This window comes from Chryseobacterium foetidum, from assembly GCF_025457425.1.
In the GTDB taxonomy this organism is placed as follows: Bacteria; Bacteroidota; Bacteroidia; order Flavobacteriales; family Weeksellaceae; genus Chryseobacterium; species Chryseobacterium foetidum.
This window is the reverse complement of sequence record NZ_JAMXIA010000002.1, coordinates 85,990-111,704: the sequence shown is the minus strand read 5'-3', so window position 1 is coordinate 111,704 and position 25,715 is coordinate 85,990. Positions and strand designations below refer to the sequence as shown.

The 25,715-nt window shown below is 32.1% G+C and carries 20 protein-coding genes; 12 read left to right on the top strand and 8 right to left on the bottom strand.

The window, feature by feature from the left end; all coding sequences use genetic code 11:
• The first annotated feature begins 694 nt into the window (after positions 1-694).
• Both NG809_RS17840 and NG809_RS17835 read left to right on the top strand, forming a co-directional pair.
• Positions 695-958, top strand: coding sequence for a helix-turn-helix domain-containing protein (locus NG809_RS17840; protein ID WP_262152687.1), 264 nt, complete (start codon positions 695-697; stop codon positions 956-958).
• 152 nt (positions 959-1,110) lie between these two features.
• The gene (locus NG809_RS17835; RefSeq protein WP_262152686.1) at positions 1,111-3,813 is read left to right on the top strand and encodes an NB-ARC domain-containing protein; all 2,703 of its coding nucleotides are present in this window, start codon (positions 1,111-1,113) and stop codon (positions 3,811-3,813) included.
• 126 nt (positions 3,814-3,939) lie between these two features.
• Here NG809_RS17835 and NG809_RS17830 read toward each other — a convergent pair whose 3' ends face one another.
• Entirely contained in the window at positions 3,940-5,484 is a 1,545-nt protein-coding gene (locus NG809_RS17830) for an IS1182 family transposase (protein ID WP_262147575.1), read from the bottom strand.
• Between the two features lie 96 nt (positions 5,485-5,580).
• Positions 5,581-5,898, bottom strand: a complete 318-nt coding sequence (locus tag NG809_RS17825) for a DUF3892 domain-containing protein (RefSeq protein WP_262152685.1) — start codon at positions 5,896-5,898, stop codon at positions 5,581-5,583.
• A gap of 409 nt (positions 5,899-6,307) precedes the next feature.
• On the opposite strand from NG809_RS17825, the gene NG809_RS17820 reads away from it, so the two are divergent.
• Positions 6,308-8,479: an ATP-binding protein gene (locus tag NG809_RS17820; protein WP_262152684.1), complete on the top strand. Its 2,172-nt coding sequence runs from the start codon at positions 6,308-6,310 to the stop codon at positions 8,477-8,479.
• 499 nt (positions 8,480-8,978) lie between these two features.
• On the top strand, positions 8,979-11,537 hold the full coding sequence (locus NG809_RS17815; protein WP_262152683.1) for an AAA domain-containing protein: 2,559 nt from the start codon (positions 8,979-8,981) through the stop codon (positions 11,535-11,537).
• Between the two features lie 81 nt (positions 11,538-11,618).
• Here the strand turns inward: NG809_RS17815 and NG809_RS17810 are convergent, their stop codons facing one another.
• Together NG809_RS17810 and NG809_RS17805 are read right to left on the bottom strand one after the other, a co-directional pair.
• The gene (locus NG809_RS17810) at positions 11,619-11,933 is read right to left on the bottom strand and encodes a DUF3892 domain-containing protein (protein WP_262152682.1); all 315 of its coding nucleotides are present in this window, start codon (positions 11,931-11,933) and stop codon (positions 11,619-11,621) included.
• A gap of 239 nt (positions 11,934-12,172) precedes the next feature.
• Positions 12,173-12,565, bottom strand: coding sequence for a hypothetical protein (locus tag NG809_RS17805; RefSeq protein ID WP_262152681.1), 393 nt, complete (start codon positions 12,563-12,565; stop codon positions 12,173-12,175).
• Between the two features lie 232 nt (positions 12,566-12,797).
• Here NG809_RS17805 and NG809_RS17800 point away from each other — a divergent pair, with 232 nt between their 5' ends.
• The gene (locus tag NG809_RS17800) at positions 12,798-12,938 is read left to right on the top strand and encodes a hypothetical protein (RefSeq protein WP_262152680.1); all 141 of its coding nucleotides are present in this window, start codon (positions 12,798-12,800) and stop codon (positions 12,936-12,938) included.
• A gap of 41 nt (positions 12,939-12,979) precedes the next feature.
• Here NG809_RS17800 and NG809_RS17795 read toward each other — a convergent pair whose 3' ends face one another.
• From NG809_RS17795 to NG809_RS17780, 4 genes are all read right to left on the bottom strand, one after another.
• Positions 12,980-15,121 (bottom strand): DEAD/DEAH box helicase, encoded by a 2,142-nt coding sequence (locus tag NG809_RS17795; protein ID WP_262152679.1) that lies wholly within the window; start codon positions 15,119-15,121, stop codon positions 12,980-12,982.
• Entirely contained in the window at positions 15,118-16,434 is a 1,317-nt protein-coding gene (locus tag NG809_RS17790) for an ATP-binding protein (protein WP_262152678.1), read from the bottom strand. The genes NG809_RS17795 and NG809_RS17790 overlap by 4 nt, the downstream gene beginning before the upstream one ends.
• The gene (locus tag NG809_RS17785) at positions 16,427-17,911 is read right to left on the bottom strand and encodes a tellurite resistance TerB C-terminal domain-containing protein (RefSeq protein ID WP_262152677.1); all 1,485 of its coding nucleotides are present in this window, start codon (positions 17,909-17,911) and stop codon (positions 16,427-16,429) included. The genes NG809_RS17790 and NG809_RS17785 overlap by 8 nt, the downstream gene beginning before the upstream one ends.
• Before the next feature lie 93 nt (positions 17,912-18,004).
• The gene (locus NG809_RS17780) at positions 18,005-18,790 is read right to left on the bottom strand and encodes a hypothetical protein (RefSeq protein ID WP_262152676.1); all 786 of its coding nucleotides are present in this window, start codon (positions 18,788-18,790) and stop codon (positions 18,005-18,007) included.
• 433 nt (positions 18,791-19,223) lie between these two features.
• Here NG809_RS17780 and NG809_RS17775 point away from each other — a divergent pair, with 433 nt between their 5' ends.
• From NG809_RS17775 to NG809_RS17745, 7 genes are all read left to right on the top strand, one after another.
• The gene (locus tag NG809_RS17775; protein WP_262152675.1) at positions 19,224-19,424 is read left to right on the top strand and encodes a hypothetical protein; all 201 of its coding nucleotides are present in this window, start codon (positions 19,224-19,226) and stop codon (positions 19,422-19,424) included.
• A 66-nt stretch (positions 19,425-19,490) separates the two neighbouring features.
• The gene (locus tag NG809_RS17770) at positions 19,491-21,158 is read left to right on the top strand and encodes a tetratricopeptide repeat-containing sensor histidine kinase (protein WP_262152674.1); all 1,668 of its coding nucleotides are present in this window, start codon (positions 19,491-19,493) and stop codon (positions 21,156-21,158) included.
• A gap of 12 nt (positions 21,159-21,170) precedes the next feature.
• Entirely contained in the window at positions 21,171-21,836 is a 666-nt protein-coding gene (locus NG809_RS17765; RefSeq protein WP_262152673.1) for a response regulator, read from the top strand.
• Between the two features lie 132 nt (positions 21,837-21,968).
• Positions 21,969-22,175 carry a hypothetical protein gene (locus NG809_RS17760; protein ID WP_262152672.1) on the top strand — a complete coding sequence of 69 codons (207 nt, stop codon included), beginning with the start codon at positions 21,969-21,971 and terminating at the stop codon, positions 22,173-22,175.
• A gap of 17 nt (positions 22,176-22,192) precedes the next feature.
• Complete coding sequence (locus NG809_RS17755; protein WP_262152671.1) at positions 22,193-22,474, top strand: hypothetical protein; 282 nt, start codon at positions 22,193-22,195, stop codon at positions 22,472-22,474.
• Between the two features lie 164 nt (positions 22,475-22,638).
• Entirely contained in the window at positions 22,639-24,708 is a 2,070-nt protein-coding gene (locus NG809_RS17750; RefSeq protein WP_262152670.1) for a phospholipase D-like domain-containing protein, read from the top strand.
• A gap of 11 nt (positions 24,709-24,719) precedes the next feature.
• Positions 24,720-25,682, top strand: a complete 963-nt coding sequence (locus tag NG809_RS17745) for a hypothetical protein (RefSeq protein WP_262152669.1) — start codon at positions 24,720-24,722, stop codon at positions 25,680-25,682.
• Positions 25,683-25,715: the final 33 nt, after the last annotated feature.

Here is a 25,715-nt window from a genome sequence, read left to right as displayed (position 1 = left end):
TCCATTTCCACAGTTTTAGTCAGCTCTACGGAACGGAGCACCTGTTTTTTCCAATCTGTTTTTTATAGATCTATTTCATTAATTTTAAGTTAGTCATATTAATTCGCTACCATCAGTTTTATTCCTGTTCTTCACATACTTACCCCTACATCCCAATCCCAACCTACACAAGAACAAGGCTTCCCAAATGCCCATCGGCCTGAATTAAAAAAAAAAAATCAAAGATGACTACGTCCGGGCACCGGAAAGCATTAATTAAATAATTAATATGAATGAAATTTATCCCAAGAAAGCCTAATCAGTAAGCCGCAATAGGTTGTACACCCTACTGTATCATGTCAAGATACTCTATGTGGTGAAGCAGGCTTAGATTAATTAAGTGGAAAAAACGGACAGCATTAAAAGAAAACAGCATGGACTCAACAATATCTGCCCTTAGGTACTGGTATACCGTGCATACAGATAAGAGAGCCCACGCCTAGGTCGTGAGCTTCAATACTTATCCTCTCGTATGCAAAAATTACCAGTTTTTAGGGCGAGATTCTAAGCAATAGCTTCTATATTTTTTGAAGTATCGCAAAGTTACATTTCTGTAACTTGTTTTACAAATATAATAAAATTTAATGATGTGGTGTAATTATCCCACGTTATTTTTTGCAAATTTAAAGAAATTGTCTTTCACGTACATAATGTTATGATGACAGATAAAATAAAAAAAGACTTCTTAACTCTTTTTGGTGAGAGAATTAAAGAACTACGAACAATTAAAAACCTTAGCTATAGGAAATTTGCGCAAAATTGCGATATTGATTATAGTGATATAAGTAAGATAGAAAAAGGAAAAAAAGACATACAGTTAACTACCATGTTACAACTAGCAACTGGTCTTGATTTATCAATCAAAGAACTCTTTGATTTTGAATTTGATTTGGCTAGCTATAGAATAGATGATATATAATCAAGACTATCATAAATGAAAAATATTTACTTCAGATTATCGATGTTGTGATGTTCCAGAAAATTACCAATATTTATGGTTCGGTTAGTGACCTCTTATCATTATTTGATGATTTATTAATGTATATTTGAGAATTATTTTTTTACAATCGAATGAATTATATTTTATCAAAAATTGACCAGAGAATTAATTTATTGAATTCTTTAGGTAAAAAACAGGAACTTAAAACTCATCTCCAATCAAAATTGGAGTTCTATTTAATATTCATTTTGGGATACCTTTGGAATAAAAATCTTAAGAATATTTCTGATGAAAAAAAAGAGGAGGTTTTAAACATCATCTTAAAACCTTCAATTGGAAGTATAATTTCTCTTTCTCGTACATTAGATATAGATGCCGAAATTTTCGGCAACAAAAAACTAAATAAGTTAAGAGAGTCAATTGATAAATATCCAAATTTAAGAAATGAACAGATTGGGCACGGCTATACCTTTGAAGATGAAATTGATAGTATAATAATCTCTTTTATGGATATCCTTGAGCTGTTTCAAGATACGAATTCTCCAATCTTTGAAGATCACGATTTGATTTTTGTAAGCAGCTTAGATGATGGATTTTACAAGGGAATTAATTATAAAGCAAATGGCTCTGACTATACATTATGGACATGTCCTATACAGGTTCAATCATTTGAGGTAAATTCTTTGTATATTAAATACAATAATAACACGTATTTTAGATTATCTCCTTTCATAATAATCAGCGATGATTCTGAATTCTACACCTTCTCATCAATCGAAGAAAAACTCACTGGCCGAACAAAATTCAATCAACTATTGAAAACAAGTAAGTTAATTCAAGATTTGCCGGAATTGACTACAATAAATGTATCCGAAGATCGATACAAAATCAAAACTTCTAATGGAACAATAATAAATAAATTTTCAAAAGATTGGAAAAAATACATTGATGTTGGAATCAGTAATCAAATTACAAATTTTCTTACAAAAAATCAATCATCAGTATTCGCAACTTTATGGGGACATGGTGGTATAGGAAAAACATCAGCAATACAAAATGTTTGCGAAGAACTTTCACAAAGGGAGTATAAAAAGTTTGATTATATCATTTTTCTGTCAGCAAAGGATAGATATTATAATTATTATAAAGGTGTAATTGAGGAGTTGCAAGGAAATTTTAGTAGTTATAACGAAATTATTGAATTTATAAATAGAATTTTATTTGATCGGGTTGGTGATACAACTGAAGAAAATATACTCCAATATGATGGAAAAGTTCTTCTGATAATTGATGATTTTGAAACATTTAGGAAAGATGATAAAACAAAAATTACAAACTTTATCCAAAAGCTAAATATTAACTATCACAAAGTTATTCTTACCACGAGATCAGCAACTTTAATTACTGGAGTTGAAATAGAGTCAAATGAGTTAAGTGAAAATAAAACTATAGATTTTTTAATTTCCGCAGCAAAGAATGAATTTCCAGAAGTTAACTTTGATAAAGATTATAGGTTATTTAAAAAATATTCGAAACAGATATTCGAAATTACATCAGGTAGACCTCTATTTATTTTACAGTTCTTGATACTATATATGCAGAATGGATCCATCACAGAAACTTTGCTAGTTGATATAAAGTCATTAGAACAAGCTCGTAGTTTTCTGTATGATAGAATCTACGATTATTTGTCACCCGAAGCTAAAAATATGTTTTTAGGTATAAATCTGTTGGTTTCTGCTGATGATGCTGACCTTACAGGTCTAATTGTTAATTTAAAGTTTATTTTAAATAAAGAAGATGATAGCACCAGTTTTGACAACTCCCTAAATGAGTTGATTAAGCTAAGAATAATTGAAAGATTAGATCACGACTTTTTTAAGGTTTATTCTCCAGAGATTCTAAAGCTGATGAGAGTGTATTATGAGAAAAAGGGGAAAGAATATGATGGTGATGTTACAAATCGATATAACCTTATCAAGAGTGGGGAAAAGCTGGAAACAGATTATGCACTTTTGAAAATAGCCGACTCCAAAAGGTTGGAGGCAAATGATACTGAGGTTGAAAATCAGTATAGAAGAATAATCAAACGTGAAAGTGCAAAATATGAGGTTAGGTTAAAAGCTCTCTTCAACTATGCTAGCTATTTATTTTCTCAAAAAGGACAGGCTAGTAAAGCAATAAAATTATTTTCAGATTATTGGCATTGGTTTAAATCAGATGCAGAATTCAATATAAATAATAGCAAGTTTCACTGGGCAGAAGGATCATCAGTATTTAGATACAAGGCAATTGATATTCTTGAAAACTATTTAACTACTAAACCACGCATATCAGAAGAAACCTATTTTGAAATTTTAGGAACCCAGATGACATATTCTTCAATAATGCTTGTTTCTGAAAGAAATGAGCTTAAAGATAAACGACGATTTAAAGAAATCTCCGAACGTCAGTATGATTTTTCTTATTCCGAACAAAGAAATAGATTTAATAAATTATATAATTATCCTGGAAGTAGATTATACGATTTAATTAGGGATAAAGATCTAATGGAGTTAAAACCAAAATGTAGAAACTTAGTTTTAGATGGCTTAACTCATTATGTAGAGATTTGTATAAGACTTAACAAACACGAAAAGGGGCGTGAGGTTTGTGACAAAATAATCAGTGAACTTCCGACCGATTATCATAAACCATTTGTATTTAAGGTTAATAAAATAGAATCAATCACAAATGATTTCGATGATTCTAGTGAAATTATAGATTACAAGAAAAATCAAAGTAATGAAACGCTATTGTCGGCACGATTAAGAGAGGCGTTTGACAAAAAGTAAATAATTTAAATCAATCTTGATAGTTTTTAAAATTAAAAAGAATCCGTCTCACAACAAAATTTGAGGCGGATTTTTTATTTCAGTAAAAATGTATATTATTTTGGAAAATAGAAAAAGTTGTCCTCTTTAGGCAACTTTCTTTCTTAGATTGTGTGCTAAAGCGTGTAAACCGAACTCCAATTCTACTTTTTTCAGACCTTTGAGGGTAAACCGCTTAAAATTATTGCAATGTTTGAGATGTGCAAACACAGGTTCTACTTCAACCGAGCGTTGTTTTCTTTTTTTAATGCCTTTTTCACTGTTTAAAAGCTTTCGTATTTTCTCTTTGTAATCTTCCAAATGATGGTTCCGTTCGATGCTTCGGTTTTCTTTGGAACTGTGGCAAACGCCTCTAATTGGGCATCCATAGCAGTTTTTAGCCTGATAATGGGAGAGCTTTTGAGGATAACCGGTCTTGGTTTTGCGCGTGCTTTCGTGCGTTTTTTCCATCTTTTGTCCCATCGGACAGATATAAAAATCGCCTTCCCCGTTGTAATGCAGATTTTCTTTGCTGAAAGTCTTGTGTTTCGCCTGATAATGGGCATTCTGCTCTTTGTCGAAAGTATTGTATTTTACAAATGGTGTAATATTGTTCTGTTCCAATAATTCGTAGTTCTGCTCGCTTCCGTACCCCGCATCGGCAGTGAGTTCTTCCAACTCTTCCATTCTTTTTTTACCAAACAATTTCTCAAAATTTTCCAAATGACGCTCCAAAGTATTGATATCATTGGTTTGCTGATGGATGGTATAATTGACGATGATTTGATTCTCTGTGGAAATCTGTGCATTATAAGCCGGTTTGAGCTGTCCATTCATCATGTGATCGTCCTTCATTCTCATGAAAGTAGCATCTTCATCGGTCTTGCTGTAGGAATTCCGCTCTGCTAAAATAGCTTCCTGAGCTTCGTATTTATCGAGGTTTTTCTCAAAATTGTTTTTAATGTAATTCAGTTTGGCTTTGGCTTTTTTGTCGGAATCGGTTTTACCCCCGCTGCCTTTTAATTTGGCATTGATATTTTCTGCCGTTTGCCGGATTTTTTCTTTGCTGATCTCTTTGAACTCCGGCGGTTCAGGGTCTTTATCTTCTTCCTTTGCCACACTTTGAGCGTATTTCCAGAGCTCTTCCAGTTGACGAAGCATTTTTTCTTTGTTGGTTTTGATGGAATTTGCCCAGACAAAAGTGTAGCGACCCGCCTGTGCTTCAATTTTGGTTCCGTCTACAAACACCTGTTTCAGGCTCACCAAACCTTCTTCTGCCAAAAGCAAAACCACCTGGGAGAAAATATTTTTGAAGGCGGCTTCAAGTTTATGGGCACGAAAACGGTTCACGGTATTGTGATCTACAATACTCATGTTGGAGAGCCACATGAAGTTGATGTTTTCACGAAGCGCTTTTTCGATTTTCCGCGATGAATAAATATTGTTCATATACGCAAAAACCATCACCTTGAGCATCATCACAGGGTGATAACTGGGATTTCCTTCTTTACTGTAAGCTTTCAGGAGCGGGTCAATGTTTACCTTCTCCAAAATATCATTAACGATCCGAACAGGATGATTTTCGGGAATCAAATCCTCAAAACTATAAGGAAACAGCACTAACTGATTTTGATTATAATGCTTAAAATTCATAAACAACTGTCTGATTATCAGATATAAATATACGAAATCCTGCAATAATTACCAAAAAAAACCGCCTCAGTTGTGAGACGGATTCTTTTTTTTAGTTTACCTTATCTCATCAATCAACAACAAATTCCCAAGGTTATCTCTCGCAGTAGAATCTCTATCAGTGCGTAAATAAGTTACGTATCCGATTCTTACCGTACCTACATTTGCGCCGTTAGACCACGAACCAGTTGTGTAATTATATGTAGCTGTTTTAAAAGTATGTCCTAAAGATAATGATGATATTACTTCATCTTTAGTAAAAACTCTTCCGTTACTTAATCGGCCAGCCGATACCGGTGAATGAACTAAAACATCAGTGATAAACGATGGATTACCGCTTTTAGTTCTAATTGCTGTAATGTAAAAATTACTCATAAAAAAAAATATTTCTGCTGGCCTCTTTCATCCAGGCCGGTAATGTTAGTATTTTTACCGGAGTTGATTATTTGTTCTTTGGACTATCCTTGACGACTGAACCATCCGAAATCATAATGAAGTAAAAAATGAAACCGCATTTCTTAGCATTGATTTAAAGGCTATTGTGAAGTTATTTAATAAAGCAATTTCGGTAAATCCGAATTATTTAATCTGATCCAAATGCTAGACTCCTAGTATTATGCTTCTAAATTTCTTTAACACAATACAAAGCTATGATATAAATACGCAATGTATTTGCGTAGATAAAATATTTACAATTTTTCTAAAATTTTTTAGTTTTACGGCATCCATCATATTTTGTAATCAAATAAATCATAATATTGGACTTAATTAAAAAATAAAAACTATGAAACTCCTAAAACTTGATTTTGAAAACTGCTTCGGCATAGGGCAATTAAAACATGAATTTGATTTCAGTAAGGTCAATTCATACCTTATGTATGCACCAAACGGGACAATGAAAACCTCATTTGCAAAAACATTTGATTTGATTTCTAAGAATGATAAAAAAGATGTTCCTAAAGATTTAATTTATAATAAGAAGTCAAAATTTGACGTATTATCTGATGACAACGCAATAAATCCAGATTCAATTTTGGTTATTAATGCAGAAGACAATTCTTATGATGCAACAAATAAAATCACATCATTTATTGCCCGCAAGGAACTAAAAGAAAGATATGATACGATTTACATTGAACTAAATAAAGCTAAAAGTGAGCTGTTAAAGAAGCTGAAAGCTATTTCGAACAGTTCCGATTGTGAAGTTGAATATCTACGAACCTATGACGATGGTTCTGAAAAAAACTTTTATGATATTTTATCTTCACATGTAAAAGAACTAAAAGATGATCCTGATAAAATTAATTTTAAGTACAATCATGTTTTTGACACAAAAGGAAGTGTGAAAAAATTCTTAGATAAAAATGAGGATTTGTTAGACGATTATGTAGAAAACTATAATCAAATCCTATCAAATTCTAAGTTATTTAAATTATCCGGTGAAAATACTTTCGGGACCTATCAAGCAAATGAAATAATAAAATCTATAGAGGATAATTCTTACTTTGATGCCGGCCATAAATTTGTTTTGGAGGATGGAACAGAAATAACAAATTCATCTCAACTGATAGAAATTTATAAAGCGGAACTTGAGCGTATCATTGCAGACGAAAAGCTGAAAGAATCATTTGACAAAGTTGATAAAGCTATCGGAGCTAACGTAGACCTTAGATTATTTAAAAGAGTAATTGAACAAGATAACTCATTACTTATAAGTCTAAAAGATTATGACGGTTTCAAAAAGAAAGTTTGGACTAGCATAGTTTCTGAAGTGAAGGATGATGCTGAAGTATTATCAAAAAGGTATGCGGAGAACAAAAAGGAGTTAGAAATTATTATCTCAGAAGCAAAAAAAGAGGTAGACCTATGGAAAAATATCATTTCAACTTTTAATAATAGATTCTATGTACCATTTGAAGTTAAAATGGGAAATCTCCATGATGTTATCCTAAAGCAGGAAACAGCTAATTTAGAATTTATTTTTACAGATAAAAATGAAGAGCCAAAATCTCAAACAAAAGAAAATTTGTTAAAGATACTCAGTAAAGGTGAACAACGCGCATATTTCATTTTACAGTTTTTATTTGAAATTGAATCTAGAAAAAATAACGAGCAGAAAACATTGTTAATCTTTGATGACATAGCAGATTCCTTTGATTATAAAAATAAATATGCGATCATCGAATATATTATAGATCTTCATCAAACAGACAAATTCAAATCACTTATCCTGACACATAATTTTGATTTTTACAGAACAATCGCATCAAGATTGAACATGGGTAAACAAACTTATATGACTTCTAAAGATGAAAATAGAAAGATCCAAATTGTTGAGGGACTTTATAAGCAGGACTTATTTAAAGAATTTTTAAATAATTATAATGATGCAAAAACATTTATTAGTCTAATTTCGTTTGTCCGTAATATAATAGATTACTCGGACTCTTCCGATACAGATGGCTACAAAAAACTGACCAGTTGTCTTCATGAAAAATCAGATTCCACTGATATTACTATTGACGACGTTTTTAGTATTTATAAAAATAGAATTACCAAACTTAATGACAAAGAGATTGGTTTTGACAAAACCATTAAGATACAAGATTTTATCTTCTCTACTGCCGATTCGATAATTGAAGAAAAAGATATTAATGAAATCTTACTAGAAAATAAAATTACACTAGCAATTGCATGCAGGTTAAAAGCTGAGCAATATATGATATCAAAAATACCCAATTTAAATAGAGCAAAACTTGGTAATAATCAGACTAGAGAATTATCAAAAAAATATAAGCATAACTTCAATAGCTGTCCAAATCTAATTACAATCGATAAAGTTAACCTAATGACTCCAGAAAATATACATATCAATGCTTTCATGTATGAACCATTAGTTGATATGTCTGTTTATCATTTAATTACACTGTACAAAGAAACATCACAATTAAAATAGAATAATTTGAATTCGCTTTGATTTTCTGAAAAATTAAAATACATTTGTAAAAGTAAGCACACTATAGTGATTTAATATAATACTTATTTATAATTAAATTTTTAAAGCTATGGAACAATGTTTACGATGTGCTGGTGGTAAACCAGTGTTTGTGAGAGCCTATAAAAGAATGCGCCTAGGCCGTTTAGAAAATGTAATCCAACATTGCAGGTCGAGGCCTGGTCAGCACTGAAATTAGAAGCAAAGTTTAATTACTTTGCTTCTTTTATATAAGTCAGATGTGGTTTTAAAAAAAATTAACAAAGTGATTATTTTCATGTTACAATCCAATATTAAATCTAATTAGACAATAGCTGAAATCTTTTTTTTACATAAAAAAAAGATGGATGATCCTTTAATAAAGGCTGATGATGAGGTTTAATTATAACGTATTTGTATGATTGATTTTGCTGCTGGTATTCTCACATCATGTCCTTATATTTGTAGCAACAACAATAGCATGCAAAAATCTACTTCACAAAAACTTGATAAACAAGCCATCTATATCGACGGTAAAAATAGAACCGATGAAGTAGAATCCTATTCTTTGGAAGGAGCTAAATGTGTTGTCACCTTTAAAAATAATGGCAGATCGTATTCTTATCACCAAAGTAAGATTAAAATCATCAAATCTGCATTTGTAAACGAAAGAGCCAAAAATATTTTCTGTTATTTAAAAGAGATCGCAGAGAATACCGGAGTAAAAACGCAGGAGGGTTTAAATACATTATTCGACTGTTATAACAAAATAACATTTATTCCTGAAGCCTCCATCCTCTCTAATTACTTAAACGGAAAAGAGCCAAAATCAAAATCCAACTCCACACCTATTGACCTTTTCCCGTTTGGTTTTAATCTTAGCCAGAAAAAAGCAGCTAATGAAGCATTTATCAATCCATTAACGGTCATCGAAGGTCCGCCAGGAACTGGAAAAACACAAACAATCTTAAATATCATTGCTAATGCGGTACTTAACAATCAGACTGTAGTAGTCGTTTCGAACAATAATTCAGCAACCAAAAATGTATTTGAAAAGCTTGAAGCCAATGGTTTATCTTTCATTGCTGCAGTTTTAGGAAACAGTCAAAATAGACAGGAGTTTCTTGATGTACAATCTGAAATCCCAAACCTTTCAGAATTTATGCTGACTGATGAAGATGAACAGTTTAAGCGACAATCAAATTCTGTGCTTTTTACGGAACTTTCGGAAAAGTTAGAACAAAAGAATGAGCTTGCTGCATTGAAACTTGAGATAGATAAAATTAAAACTGAGTATAATCATTTTACAAAGAATATTCATTTTCCAAGAACAATTATCTTCAAAAAGAACATTAATTCTGAACAACTTCTGTCACTGTGGATCACGCTTGGCAAATATGAACAATCAGGAAAGAAATTGAAATGGTGGAACAAAGTCACTTTTCCTTTTTTCTATGGACTCAGGGATAAAGAGTTTTACAACCTTACATATCAGGAAATGATCTCTGCAGTACAATCCAAATACTACAACGTCAAAATTTCAGAACTTGAGCATCACAAACAGACTTTAGAAAATTCCCTTCAGGATTTTTCATTTAATGATAAAATGAAAAATTACACAGAAGTATCGATGCGATTGTTTAAGAATGAATTATTTAAAAAATACCAAAAAACGAAGCGACCAAAATACAGCTACTATGATCTAAGATTTAATTCAGATGATTTTTTAAAGGACTACCCTGTCATTATGAGTACCACCTACTCTATTAAAAAATGTTTATCTGAAAATATAATGTACGATTTCGTTATAGTCGATGAATCTTCACAGGTGAATTTAGCTACAGGTGCATTAGCATTATCATGCGCAAAACAGGCTGTAATTGTAGGTGACTTAAAACAGCTCTCTCATGTAGTGGAATCTGAAAAAATTCAGAGTACAGATTTTATTTTTCAATCATATCAAATTCCGGAGCCTTACCGTTACTCCCAACACAGTTTACTATCATCAGTTATCGAACTGTTTCCAAATATTCCAAGAACATTGCTAAGGGAACACTACAGATGCCATCCAAAAATCATTGATTTCTGTAACAGGAAATTTTACAACAATGAACTGATTATTCTTTCAGAGGGACAAGATGAAAAGGAGCCTATTCTGGTCTATAGAACTGTAGCCGGAAATCATGCCCGGGATAAAACAAACTATCGTCAGATTGATTCAATAATGCAGGAGATTATTCCACAAAATAAACTTCAAAACACCAATCTTGGAATCGTAACACCTTACAGAAATCAGACGACTGCATTACAAAATGCAGTTGAGAATACAAAGATAATCGCAGATACCGTAGATAAATTTCAAGGCAGAGAAAATGATGTAATTATTCTTTCGACAGTTGACAACGAAATATCAAATTTTACGAGTGATTCTAACCGTCTGAATGTTGCTGTTTCCAGAGCAAAGGATCAACTCATATTAGTCGTAAATGGAAATGAAATTAAAAAGGACGATAATATTTCTGACCTAATCAGTTACATTGAATATAATAATTTCACGGTGGTTAACAGTGAAATTCATTCTATCTTCGACTATCTGTACAAAGGCTACGAAGCAAAACTGAAAATTTTATTGGCAAATCAAAAGAAAAAATCAGTCTTTGACAGCGAAAACCTAATGTATTATTTGATTACGGACGTTTTAGAAACAGAAGCATTTTCTAAATATGACGTTATCCTACATTTCCCACTAAGAAATCTCATTTCAAATTTCGATAAACTTTCTGCCGAAGAAGAAAAATATGCAAAACATTATGCTACTCACCTTGATTTCCTGATTTATAACAAACTCGGCAAAAATCCTGTTTTAGCGATTGAGGTTGATGGTTATGAATATCATCAGAAAGAAAGCAGGCAGGCTGAAAGAGATGATATAAAGAATAGGATCTTAGAAAAATATGGAATTTCTTTATTGAGGTTTTCGACGACAGGAAGTGGAGAAAAGGAGAAGCTTATTAGAAAGCTAACTGGTATAAAGAATTAATCTTTTTCTTCCATACTACTTTATAAAGCTTGAACAGAAAGAAAAAGTACCGAACATGAGATGTTCGGTACTTATAAATTACTAAGAAGCTATCCAATCAAAATTAATTAAATGCTCTAAATTATTTGTTTCTTTCTTATCTGCGTTCGACCGCAGATATTTACCATTTGAACCAGCAATTACTGAGACGTTTTCTCCATTACTCCACCCACAGGTTATATAATTCCAAATCCATGTAGTGGCACTGTTACCTGAAGTTTCCAAAAGTTTGACTGCTTCAGTTTTAGATTTTTTGACAGCCCTTGTAGTACCAGTAGTTGTGACCGTATGAAACGCGTAATGCGTTATTACACCTAATGAGTTCTTCCATACTCCTGAAATTCTGTAAATTGTCATGTTGTTGATTTTTTTAATTTAACTACAGCTAATTTAGGTCTCAAACAACTATTAATTTTATGGTTATCCGTAATTGGAGCTTTTTTAAAAAAAAATCTTCAAATTGTACTTCATAACATTATTCAATCCCATCTTGATCTATAACAAATATTGTGTCTTTTCTTAAACAATTTACAAATATTACCTTTTACTCAAAAAAATTATTCAAAAAAAGATGGAAAAACAAATCGCAAAAAAAATTATTTTTTCAAATCCCGTTTTGTAGGAAAATTCTTCTTCAACTCATCTTGAATATTAGCATCCAAATCATTGAATTCTTTTCTCATAAGCCAATGATACACATTTTGTTGTCCAATAGTAACGACATATGCCTGCTGGAACTCCCATCCTAAAGCACCCATATAATTCATGGCATCAACCATCGAATTAAAATCTCTGTTTGATCCATCAGTATTTTTAACACGGTTACTTTCCCAGATTGATGTCGCCTGACCATAGTCAATCTGGATAAGCACTTTTGTACTTAAAAATTTTGAAGTTCCTACAATCTCTGAATATACATACTTAGGAGTCTCCTGAGCATTAACAATAAGCGCAAAAAAAATCGCGAAAATAAGTATTAGTTTTTTCATGGTTTAAAATATTTTGGCAAATGTAGGTTAAAGAAAACATAATAAATTATGGGAAACCCTTGTTGATAATAGCAATAAAGAATATAGGTAATTCTGCCTATTGAGAAATTACGAGTATCATATTTATTCTGATTATGGTATTCCATAATGTAGAAAACAAGTATTGTTTTACTTTTGAAATAATCTTAATCCGTTTTAAGATTAAAAATTTTGTTGAACTAAATCAATTGCAATGAGCACAATTCAAGCAATCAAGCCAGGACCAAAACCTACCAAACCAAATGGTGAGCCTGACAAAAGGAGAAGGGTAAATCCTCCTAACCAGCCAAAACATCCAAAATTAAAACCTCATGAACATGAGAAGGGTGACTAAAATTGGATAAAACTAAGAAGCAGCTGACACAGCTGCTTCCTTTAATTGTTTTCAATAAAATTAAGGTTCCTCAAAAATTTAAAACATCCTTCAAAATCATATTCTTTGTTTTTAAGGATTTCAATCTGAAACTTTATAGGCAGGTGTGCTCCCCATTTAGAAACATTAATTAATTTAGGATTTAGCTCCAAATGCTTTCTGATAATATCATTAATTTCGATATCACTCAGACTGAATGATATAATTTTATTAACGGAGTCAGCCTCTGTATTTTGTTTAAAAGTAAAGGTAGATTGGTGATCAAAATACTCGTATTCTATTCCTAAATAATCATATATAAAACCGATCGATTTATTTATTTTAGAACCCGCAAAAGAAAACATTTCTAAATTATTATTGCTATTCAACAACGGCCTTTGAAACTCATAATTATTCACTGAAAATACGGAAAATTCAGATCGCATATCATCAAGAACTAACTGTCCAACTTTATCTAAGAATTCATACTGTACAATTGAAAATAGCACTTCCAGCATTTTCTCCCGTATTCTGTGAGCAGTATCCGCACCTCCACCAAAAAATATCGGTTTCTTACCATCGTTGGTACGAATAACTTCAATCTTATTCATCTCATAATCGACATATTTAATCTTCCATATTTTCGCAGACAAAAAGATGTTTTCATCTTCTTTTATCTGAGGACTTAAAGGAAGATCTCCTATTTTAACACCCTGACTTGAAACCTTAAAGAATGTTGGTGTATGAAACATACTGTAAAAGTCCTTGTGATTGACAACTTTTTCTCCCTCTACACCAACGATATATTCATGCCCTAACTTCTCTAAAAAGTCAATTTCTTGAAGATGATCTATAATTTCTTTGACCTCATCTTCAGTAATATTGCTAAATGTAGAATTTGCAGCTATTTTAGCTAGAAGTTCTTTCAGATACAAACCGGAACTTCCTTTTACAATGGACAAAATCTGATGTACTAAAACATCGTAAGGTTTCTCAATAATCTGAATTGGCTCAATATATTGTTCTGAATACAATAACCAGCAGGCAAGAGACTGCAAAAGGCTCCATTTGTCAGTAGAATATAAATAAAGATTACTGGATTTGCCTTCCCTTCTTCCACTTCTTCCAACACGCTGTATTAGCGAAGCAATACTGTGCGTCGCATCAATCTGCACCATTTCATCAACATTTCCAATATCAATTCCCAGTTCTAAAGTTGATGTACATGAAATGCAGAAATTTTCCATTTTTGCGCTCTTTGCAAAAAACTCTACATACTCTCGTACTTCTTTATCAACCGATGAATGATGTGAAAAATAATTCTGATGTCCACCAACTCTTTCCGAAATCTTTTTCAGTTTAACTGCAACTTCCTCCACCCGTCCTCTAGCATTGGGAAATACCAATATTTTAGAATCCCGAGTCCGGACGTATAAATCTTTCAAAAGATCAAGAGGTAATTCTTCAACACTTCCTGGAAAATATTTAAAGAGAGCATTAATCGGTTTTGCTGTAGTATCACGAAGAATTGTTGTGTTCTCAGAGTTCGCTAAGTAATCTTTAAGTTCCGCATATTGATTTACATCGCTTACCGTAGCTGATAACCCAACAACACTAAAACGACTGCAATTGACTTGTTGAAGCCTGCTTAAAAGCGACTTTAAGTGTAACCCTCTTTCAGAACCCAGAAAGGAATGAATTTCATCAATGACGATGTAATCTAGCGAGGAAAAGAGATGTTGAATATTTTGAGGTCTATTCACAAACATCGCTTCCAAAGACTCAGGAGTAATTAAAACAATTCCTTCAGGATTTTTTATCAGATGATCTTTTTGAGCCTTTGAAGCCTCTCCGTGCCATTTCGTAACTTTTACGTCTAAGTAATCGCAAAGCTCTTCAACCCTTACAAATTGGTCATTAATTAAGGCTATCAGTGGAGAAATATATAATACTTTAACTCCCTTTTCTTTAAAGTTCACTTTTGAAAGAATAGGAAGGAAAGCAGCTTCTGTTTTACCTGAAGCTGTCCTTGATATAATAACATAATTATTTTCTGTCTCTAGAATTCTTGGAATCGTTGCCTCTTGAATTTTTCGAAGACTTTCCCAGCGCTGATCTCTAATATATTTTCGGATTGGTTCCGATAGCAAATCAAAGGCTGTCATAGCTCTTCAATACTATCTAAAATGGCCAGATCATTGGGCCTTTCGTCAGAGATTTCAATCTCACCGAACAGACGTTTTTTATCTACATCCGGATTTTGTCTGATGATATTTAAAATATTCAGAAAATCCCTGATAACTTCTCTTGGAGTTAAAAATTCTGAAGCACCAGGTTTGTTGAACATTTCTTCCATAAATACTGAAATGTCATCGTCTGAAACGTTTAGTTCTGTTTTATAATTAAAATTAAAGATGAACTTCAACTTTTTAAGTAATACGAATATTTCGTTGTGGTCAAGAGGTTGTAATTTTATTACAGGTTGAGCATAATCTCTGATTTCAAGACTCTCAAATTTATTGCTTTCCAATCTGGACTTTAATGCCTTATAACTAAATAAACCTCTCCTTTCATTTTCAAGAAAATCTTTTGTTCCCGCAAAATTGATGAAAAGATTAGAAACTTTTCCTTGAAAACAGTCATTATAAATGCTGAGTATTTTTTCAAAATTTTTCTCACGAACAGCGGAAGTTGAAATCTTATAAAGATTAATTGCTTCATCCAGATTTATCATAAAACCACTGTATCCCATGTTGACAAACAATTTACAGAAATTCTTCAGCATATCATAGTAATTGCTGTCGTTAATTATTTCTCTAATACCTAAATCCTGACGTGCTTCAGTCTTAGTAGCATATTCACCTTTAAGCCATTTGAGTGCATTTCTTCTTAAAAGTTCGTCATTATTGATATATCCATCATAGTATTTGACAATAACAGAACCGAAATCAAAACCACCTACTTCAGTAATCTCATTGACCGTTCTCATGATTGAGTTTCTGATTAAATCTCTATACTGCTCACTTCGGATGTCTGTCAATAAAATTTTGTTTTCTTCTGCTGTCCTGCTAATCACCTGCTCAATCCATTTTTCAAGAAGTATTGGTAATGCTCCTCCTTCGGGTTTAGTCTGAATGGCTATATTATCCATAATAGCTGAATATAAAATAACGCTCTTACCATCATTGGAATATAATCTGTTATCAGGGGTGAAATCTGCGTTTGCGACAACAAATTTCTGTTTCATTGCAACCGTATTTAGAAGATGGAGCATAAATGACTTTCCACTTCCAAAATCTCCAATCCAAAATTTGACAATACTATGACCGTTCTTGACTTCTTCAAGTGAGGTGATTGCCGCATTGACTTCTTCAGACCTGCCAACAGCAATATGTTGCACTCCTATTTTTGGAACAACTCCACCTGTCAGAGAATTGATAATCGATGTAGCTTCTTTTGGTTTAATATTACTAATCATTGTTAAGTAGTTTTTTAAAATATTCGTTATTTATAATAAAATAATCTTCATCTTCCTCAATTAAAACATCGTCTAGCACATCATATAATGTATCGTTAATAGATTCTAATGTAGCACTCACAAATAGTTGTTTGGTTCTCATAAAATCTTCAAAATCGGACTGTAAAATATTCATTCCGTTCTTTTCAAAATAATCTAAAACTTCCTGTTGCGTATCGTTTAAGTTAAGACAATGCAAATATTTAGACGAAACTCCAGCTTCGATTGGTTTTGTCACATTAAATTGTATATTGTCATCATCCTGTGGAATTAAGTCTGATACTTGTACATCTGGAACTTCATTTTCATCTGCAAGCAAATCGCCCAATTTTTGGGAAGTTTCCAAATCTAATTTTTGGACACGATCGATCTCCGATCGATCAATAACAAGCTTTTTTCGCTTTGGCAGATAGATTTTATTAAGACTCTCAAAAGCAATTTTCAGATTTTTATTAAGAATAAACTCATTCACAATATTTTCAAAATCTTCAAATTGTTCTGACGTAGAAAAGAGATTTTTCTGAATGCTTTTTGTAAGCTGTTTTCTGTCAAACTTACTGCTGTTTAAATCTATTTCCAGATAATGGAAATACAATCTTAGAGAGGCATTTTTATCATATGTACTGATAAATTTTGAAGCTTCGTAATAAATTGTATCCAATGAAGGATTTTTTCTATTTACCTCTGCTAATCTTTCAATTTCTCTCTCAAATGACACTGAGCTACTGTAATCAGATACAATATATTCGTATTTATCTTTCCATCGATTGGTAGTGGTCTCATTCAAAATTATATTTGTCCGATGATCAGCATCTAAAACCTGATGCTTATTTATTTCAAGAAAAACATCTGCTTTTAAAACTATTTTCTTGTTATATTTATCTGTTATCTCTGGCTTGGTATATTTGAAATCAGCATTAATTTTACGTTTTATTGCATAAACTTCACGAACATTATTCTCACATAACTTCAGAAGATGGTTTAAGATTTCCGATTGAATTGATTCAAAAGTATATTTATAATTCAAACTTTCTCGCCTGTAGTTATATTCTAAAACAATAATGATTTCTGTTAGTTCGTCCAGAACGGTTGCATAAGCTCTATTAACGGGTTTACAATCTCTATCAAAATAATCTAACATTCTTAGAAATTGCTTCAATATCTGAACACGACAGAAATCAATCTCATTAAAAACATTATTATTAAATGCTAAGCGATCTAAAAGATTTATCTGATTTTCGCTAAGAGATAATTTTTTACAATACTTTTGACCAATCCTCCATTCATTCCTTGAAATGGGAGTTTCAGTTCTTGACCTCGAATTCGAAGGATTATCCACAAAAGTTTGACTTCCATAATTAATCTGTACTTCCTGCAAATCTGAAACATCAATGATAAAATCACTTTCGCGAGATGCGTTTGTATTGGTGTTTTCCATGTAAGTTGAAGGTTATAGTCCTACTAAGATAAGAAACTTTTATTTCTGTATCTAATGTATTAAAAACTTTAAATTAAAAATCATACAATTATTTTATTTAGATGTTAATTTTCCAGCATGTTTTTCTAAGATATGTGCTGTAGCCGGCTTAAGTTCTTTATCATTGTCAGGATTAATACCATCCATTGTAAAGAAATCAACATGATTCTGAAATTTTGAGTACCAGACATTTTCAAGTCCGTTATCAATTCTTAAGGTGTCTGGACGCGTGATTTTCTTAAAATATTTAAACTTGATCGTGTCTAATACAATGACGTCATGTTTAGGATTTAGATCAGTCACATAAGTTAACCTGTACTCCGTCCCGTTCCAGTACATATGATCCTTTTTTTTGAAATATCCGTTGAAGTGAGCGAAAGATCCACTAGCAATAAGTAAACCTATAAATCCGAAACTCATTCCTTTATTATTTTTAATAAAATCCGGGATTTTAATTACGTTCTGAATATTGATGTGCAATCCGCCCTTTGCAACTTTTGAGAAATCACCACTTAATCCCAGTGGCCTACGAATATATCCTGCATCAACTTCATCCAGAATAAATTCATCAGGATTGGTAAAATGTTCAAAAGATTTATAACCAATATACTGACTCATCTTATTCAATGTGAAAGAATCAATTTCTATTTCTTTATCTCCTGCTGTTTCTGCTATGTACGTATTGTAATAACGATTAAGAGTACGCTCCGATATTCCAAAATCTAAATTTTCTTCAAGCTTTACTACTAAGTACTCAGCTAAACCATTTTTTGTGCCCTTTCCAGACTCCCTGCGGGCTTTACAGAAAACCTCTTGTAATAATTGTTTTTTAGTGGACATACATGATTATTAAGTTATTACAAAACAAGCAATTATTTTCCACATTACATTATGGTAAACCATAAAAAGACTGTTTAATCGAAAAATAATTCTGCATTGAATTTATATCTGAATGTTCAAAGTCAAAGATTTGTCAGACGCTGTCAAAAATCTGTCAATGTTTTAGCCTCGATGACATCGTTACTTTGCCATAGAAATCAGTGAGAAACTAAAAAATCATCAACAATCTGATTTCAGAATATCTGAGAAAACGGAGGATTGATCTATGGGTTGGGAAGCAGAGGTTTCTTTTCCGTTTTCAAGGGTTTCACTTCCCAAAATTTAAGAAGCGCTTCTTTTTTCAAAAACGTGTAACACCGCCTGCAATCAGTTTTGCGGGGAAGAACACCAATGTCAATTTTTAAATTTTAAAACAGTGATACAACTCTTATTGATGCTACTTGGCTTAGCATTCGGAAACAATAACGGAAATACGTGCAGCAATAATAGCACAAATAATATCAGTATGCAGACCGTAAACCCAGGGGGTGGCGGCAGTCCGGGAACCGGGGATGATGGAACCGGAGGACCTGGCGGAGGTGGCAGTACAAGTGGGAACACGGGTCAAACACCACCCCCGAGTCCAAGACCTTAAAATAATTGAAGGGCAGATTTATGTAATCTGTCCTTTTTTTTATAATTTGCAGTCAAACTAAATAACTTGAAAAAGATAATATATACAATCTGTGGATTGCTGCTAATCTCTTGTAAAAAAGAAATTCCAGGTAATACAAAAAACGGAAAGGATAACCAGGAATACGCAATAGCCCGAAAATTTAGAGAATCGGCGATGCCTGATTCTGCATATTATCATTATAATAAAGCTAAGATTGATTACATTATTACCGGTGATTCAATTGGTGCAGCACAATCACTCATCAACATGGCTATTATCCAGACAAAGACAGGAGACTTTTATGGAGGCATAGAAACATCATTGGAGGCTGAAAAATTTCTCATTAATCAAAATGATAAACTTGTTAGAATAAATCTCGCAAGAAATTATAACAACATGGCAATTGCTTCTTCCTTTCTATATAACTACGAAGATGCAATAAGCTTTTACAAAAAAACTATAAAGTTTACGGACGATGATGCTAATAGACTTGTATATTATAATAATATGGGTGAAGTCTTGACAAGTGTTGGAAATTATACTCAGGCAATACGTTATCTTCATCTTTCTAACCAAACAACAGATTCCACCGGCTTTGCTAGATCGTTAAACAACTTAGCTACGGCTGAATTTTTATTGCACAAAAAAAATCCTCTGTCAAAATATTGGCAAGCGTTAAACATCAGAAAAAATTTGTCAGATCAAACTGAAATGAACTCAAGTTATTCGACATTGTCGGATTATTATTCTCGATCAAGGATTGATTCTGCATTAATTTACGCAAATAAGATGTTGGAGACATCCATTAAAATTCAAAATCCTGAAGATCAGTTACAGGCATTACAGAAAATTATAAATCTTGACAGAAAAAATTACCTTCAATATTTTAAAAAATTTCAACTTTTAAATGATAGCATTATTATTTCGCGAGGTAAAGCTAAAAATCAGTTTGCTCTCATAAAATCCAACATTGCAAAAACTGAGGCACGAAATATTGAGCTTCAGGCAAAAGATCTTCTGAATGAAAATAAATTGCTTTACCGCAATATTGTCGTTGGAGCGCTTTTAAGTTTACTAATGGGAGGTTTGATCTGGTATCAGAAAAGGCGTAACAGACTTAAACAGGAAAAAGAATTAGAAGTCAAAAACACAGAATTAAAATATTCCAAAAAGGTACATGATGTTGTAGCGAATGGAATCTATCAGGTAATGACAAAATTGGAGAATCATCTGGATATCAATAGAGATGAAACCTTGGATGATCTCGAATATGTGTACAATAGATCAAGAAATATTTCATACGACAATACCGAAAATGAAGATCATTCTGAAATTTTCAGTGAAAAGATAAGTAAACTGCTGAGCTACTTTAAGAATGATCAGGTAAATACAATTTTAATTGGAAATGGTCCAGAGGTTTGGGAAGATATTTCTGAAGCTAATAAATCTGAAATCTATCAGGTTCTGCGTGAATTGCTGATTAATATGAAAAAACACAGTAGAGCAGATCGTGTTACCTTGAGATTCGAAAGAACTTTCGCAAAGGTCAAGGTATCCTATTCTGATACTGGAATTGGAATCAGCAATGAAACTATTTTAAAAAATGGTATTCGCAATATGGTTAACCGTATTGAGAATATAGGTGGGTATATTACTTTTGAAACTCAAACTGAAAAAGGACTGGAAGTAAACTTCTCTTTACCTGTTTCGTAAAACTAAAATACTATGTTTAAAAAAGTTTTAATCGCAGAAGATCATGAAACTCTCAATTTATCTGTGCAGAGAACAGCGGATGAATTAAAAATATCAGTAGTTGATTATGTACATTACTGCGATGATGCTGTGGAAAAAATAAAAAAAAGTTTCAGGGATAATAATCCTTATGATTTACTCATAACCGACCTTTATTTTGATGCTGATCACAGGGAGCAGCGCTTAAAAGATGGTCGGGAGATGGTTAAGGAAATACGTGAGATTCATCCCTCTTTGAAAGTAATTTTTTTTTCCTCTGAAAATAAATCAGGAATTATAGATTCATTATTCAACAACTACAAAATAAATGGTTATGTAAGAAAAGGCAGAAATGATGGCAAAGACCTAAAGAATGCCGTCTCTGAAGTATTCAAAGGCAACAATTATCTCTCTTTGGAAGCGAGGCAAGATGTGAAAAAATTTAACAGCTACGAATTTTCGTCTTTCGATGTTACGTTAGTCTCTCTTCTTTCTCAGGGAATTCTACAAAAAAACATTCCAACATATTTGGTTAATAACAACATAAAGCCAAACAGTCTCAGCAGTATAGAAAAAAGATTAAATGTGCTGAAAGAGGAGCTGGGCATTACTAACAATGAACAGCTTATTGCATTCTGCAAGGATTTGGGCATCATTTAAAAATTAATACATTTTCAAATTCCTATAAACTTTCTAATAAATTAAATAGTTTATAATTTATGGATATCCGTAATTGAATCAGATATTATCTAAATACTTTTGAAATGTTAATCATTAAAAAATTAAAATTTTATGAAAAAGTATTACGTAAACAAAAATGCTCAAAGCAATGGAGATCACGAAGTTCATCAACAAAATTGCACTTATCTTCTTTCGCCAGGCAATCAACAGTATTTAGGAGAATTTTCCACATGTGACAGTGCAGTTAGAGAAGCCAAAAAATATTACAGGCAGTCAAATGGTTGTAAAACATGCTGTCCAACCTGTCATACAAAATAATCTGTAAAAAATTCTATATGAAAAAATTGATTTTCAGCACTCTGCTAAGTTTAGGCCTTTTACTACCTGTATTAAGCTACGCAGCAGAAATATCCAAAACGACAACTTCAGAACTTACTAACCTTCAACAGAAGAAAAAAAAATCTAAAAGCCGTAAAAATACTGCTAAAAAAACAGCTTCCAAAGGATGTACCTACAATGGATACACTCTTAATGTAGGTCCCCGTGGCGGATGCTTTTATTACTCAGGAAACAGTAAAGAATACGTAGACCGTTCGTATTGCTCAGGTTGCAATTAAATTATTTGAAATCAGTCCTCAGGTTAGGGGCTGATTTTTTTTTGCATCCATCCAAAGTCAAATATTTTTTACCATTCATCTCCAATTATGGTAAACCATAATTTACAGGCAGTCTTTCTCATTAATTTTGAAAACATAAATAAAGCACCTCAAAATTAAATTCCATGACAACAATTGTACAAGATTCCTTATCAGATGCAGATGAAATTCTATTGAGAATAAAAACTGAACTTCTAAATGCTCAATCAGAAATACTGGTAGCAATGGCCTGGTTTACCAATCCTGAACTTTTTCATATCCTTGAAAAAAAGGCTGCTGAAAACGTGAAAATTTCCTTAATCATTTCAGATCAGCCTGATAACGAAAAGCTGGATTTTGAAGCACTAAGGATGATGGGCGTAAAGTTTAACCGTATTAAAAATATAGGTTACGGTATGATGCATCTCAAATTCTGTATCATCGACAGACAACTTGCAATCTCCGGATCATACAATTGGTCAAACAATGCAAAAAACAACCATGAACAGGTGTTGGTAACTACTTTCCCTAAAACAGTCGATGAATTGGTGACCACTTTCTTTAAGATAGAAAACAGAATTGAGAAAATTAACAGTGGAATAAGTTTGGAGGATATTGAAAAAGAGGAACAATCAGAATGGAAAGAAATGTTAAATGACTCTTATGAAAAACCTACATTTTCAAAAAAAGAAGAGTTGAGTTTTCAGGAAAAGTCATTAAAGGATTTTCAGGATGTTTTAACAAGTATTATTGCCACTGAAGTAGGATCTTTTGATAAAAACCTTCTTAAAGCTAATGCATATCAGAGAGCGCATGAAAATCAGGGAGATCATCAGATTTTACCACAAGCTCTAGACAGTTTATATTCGAATTTCATCAACGATATCGAGGTCATTGAAGAAAAGAAGACCCGACTTAAAACAAAAATAGAGGAACAGCAAAAATTAAGTATCGGAAATGTAGAAATCAGAACTGAAAACGAGATTGAGAGCCTTACATCAAATCTTAATGCTGAAACTAAAAATGCACAGGATGTGATCAATATTTTGGAAAAGTCTACCGATGAGAAAAGATTTATAATAAAATCCAATACTGATACTCAAATTCCTTTTTTTCAAAATAAAATAGACTTTGTAAGAAAAAAAATCATTGATCTAAGAACGGACATTGTAAAACCTCCACTGGACGTTTTTTTAATGTCTGTACTGGGAATTTTATGTACGGCAATACTTGCATACGTATTTGTATTTTATTCATCTGTAGCTTATATATTTATTTTTTCGAAGGAAGATACAATGGCTATCCTTGAGAGCGGAGGACTGCCAACATCAACAGAAGTTTTTGACCCTAATGCATTTACTAAAGCTTCTTCCAAAGGATTTGGCGCAATATTATTTTTGTTTTTATTTGTTTTTATTCCCATTGCTCTGGGAATGATTAATCTATTTTTTAAAAATTCCAAAGATCAAAATTCAGTAGATAGTCCAATGAATAATAAATCGAATATTGAATCTTATATCGGCATTCCTTTAATTATTATTGTTGATGGATTTATGGCATACAAAGTAGCACGAAATATTGATGACATCAATTATCTCACTAATCAGTCTGACCGTAAAATGTTGTTCTCTGAATTAATTTTATCAGAAAATTTTTGGCTTGTATTTATTCTTGGGACTTTAGGGATTTATCTTTTAAAATTAATTGTAAACAAAATCTATTCTATGCTTCACGAGCGAAGCACGACCCATCAGCAACAAAAAGTAAAATTTTCTATTGTAAATTATGAAGCGGAAATAGCTGAATTTGAAAATGAAATAATGGCAGTTAAAAAAACAAATGATGTATTAAACATAGAGATTTTAGCGATGGACAGAGATAAAAAAGAGTATGAAAAATTAGTCCAGAATTTACCATTAGAGTGTAACAGAAAAATTGGTTCATTAAGAAATGCTTTTTTATCCTTCAGAGAAAAAGTTGAAAACCTTTCTCAGATTTATAAAAGCCAGGTTGACAATGATAAGCTTCCGGTTTCCAAGGCCGAAATGGAAAACAGAATTAATATTTTCATGGAAGGCTGGAGTAAATACCTGTATGAACTATTTGCTGTAAAAAAAGCAGAAATCAAGACATCTGAAGCGATCAACGAATGTGAAAACTGGTTGAGTAGTATTAGCCTTCACAAAAATTTAACTACCGATTTTGCACAAAACTAATCAAACAAAACATGAAAGCATTATACTCCTCACTTATTGTATTTCTTATTCTTTTTATTTCCTGCAAAGAAAAGGAATGCAATTCAAAAAAAGAAATTGCTTACTCTAGCAAAAGTAATTACAACGTGCTCATAGTACCTGATTTATCGAATAGAATTAATCAATCTATTCATCCTAAACCCATTGCTGACACACTAATTATAAATACAATTTTAGATAGTATTCCACAATTTTTGAAAGTGGGTAATCGAAGTCTTAATCAATTGGACATTTATAAAGTTGACTTTATTAACCGGGGCATTTTAAATGAGAAAACATTCACTAATTCCAATTTTGAAATCAGTTTTTTAAAATTTAAAAGTAAGCTTAAGCCGGCCTCTGATTACAAAAGAAATTACTTGAGATCAGATATATCAAAGTTAAAAAAAGAAACAGCCAGGATATATTCCTATGCTTTAATTCAGAGTTCAGGATCAGATGTCTGGAATTACTTTAATGAGACTATTCACTCCTCCCTATCAAGCCAGATTGATACAGTAAAAGTTTCGAAAAATAATGGAATTATCTCTAAAACGAAAAACAAGGTAGTTTTGTTGACGGATGGTTATATTGAAACAATAAATAAAACAGCTGGCTATCAACTTAATCAGGATATAATTAGAAAAGTAAGAACTGAATTTCAGAAAAGTAAATCCAATGACTTGAAAAAATTCATTCTGTCAAATCCTCAATTTCTGGTTAAAAAAATAAACACTAATCTGAATAACACAGATGTTTTGGTTTTAGAAGTTACTGACAGATCTTTGGATGTAAATGGTGTTGCGAGATTTCATCCGACCGACCTTGAAATTTTAAAGATTATCTGGACAGATTGGCTTACCAAATCCGGAGCAGACCATGTACAAATACATGCGGCATTATCAAACAAAAAGGATGTTTATACTATCGTAAAAAACTTCATAGAAAGCAAATAAAACTTTTATCAACTTATTACCATAACATCAAAA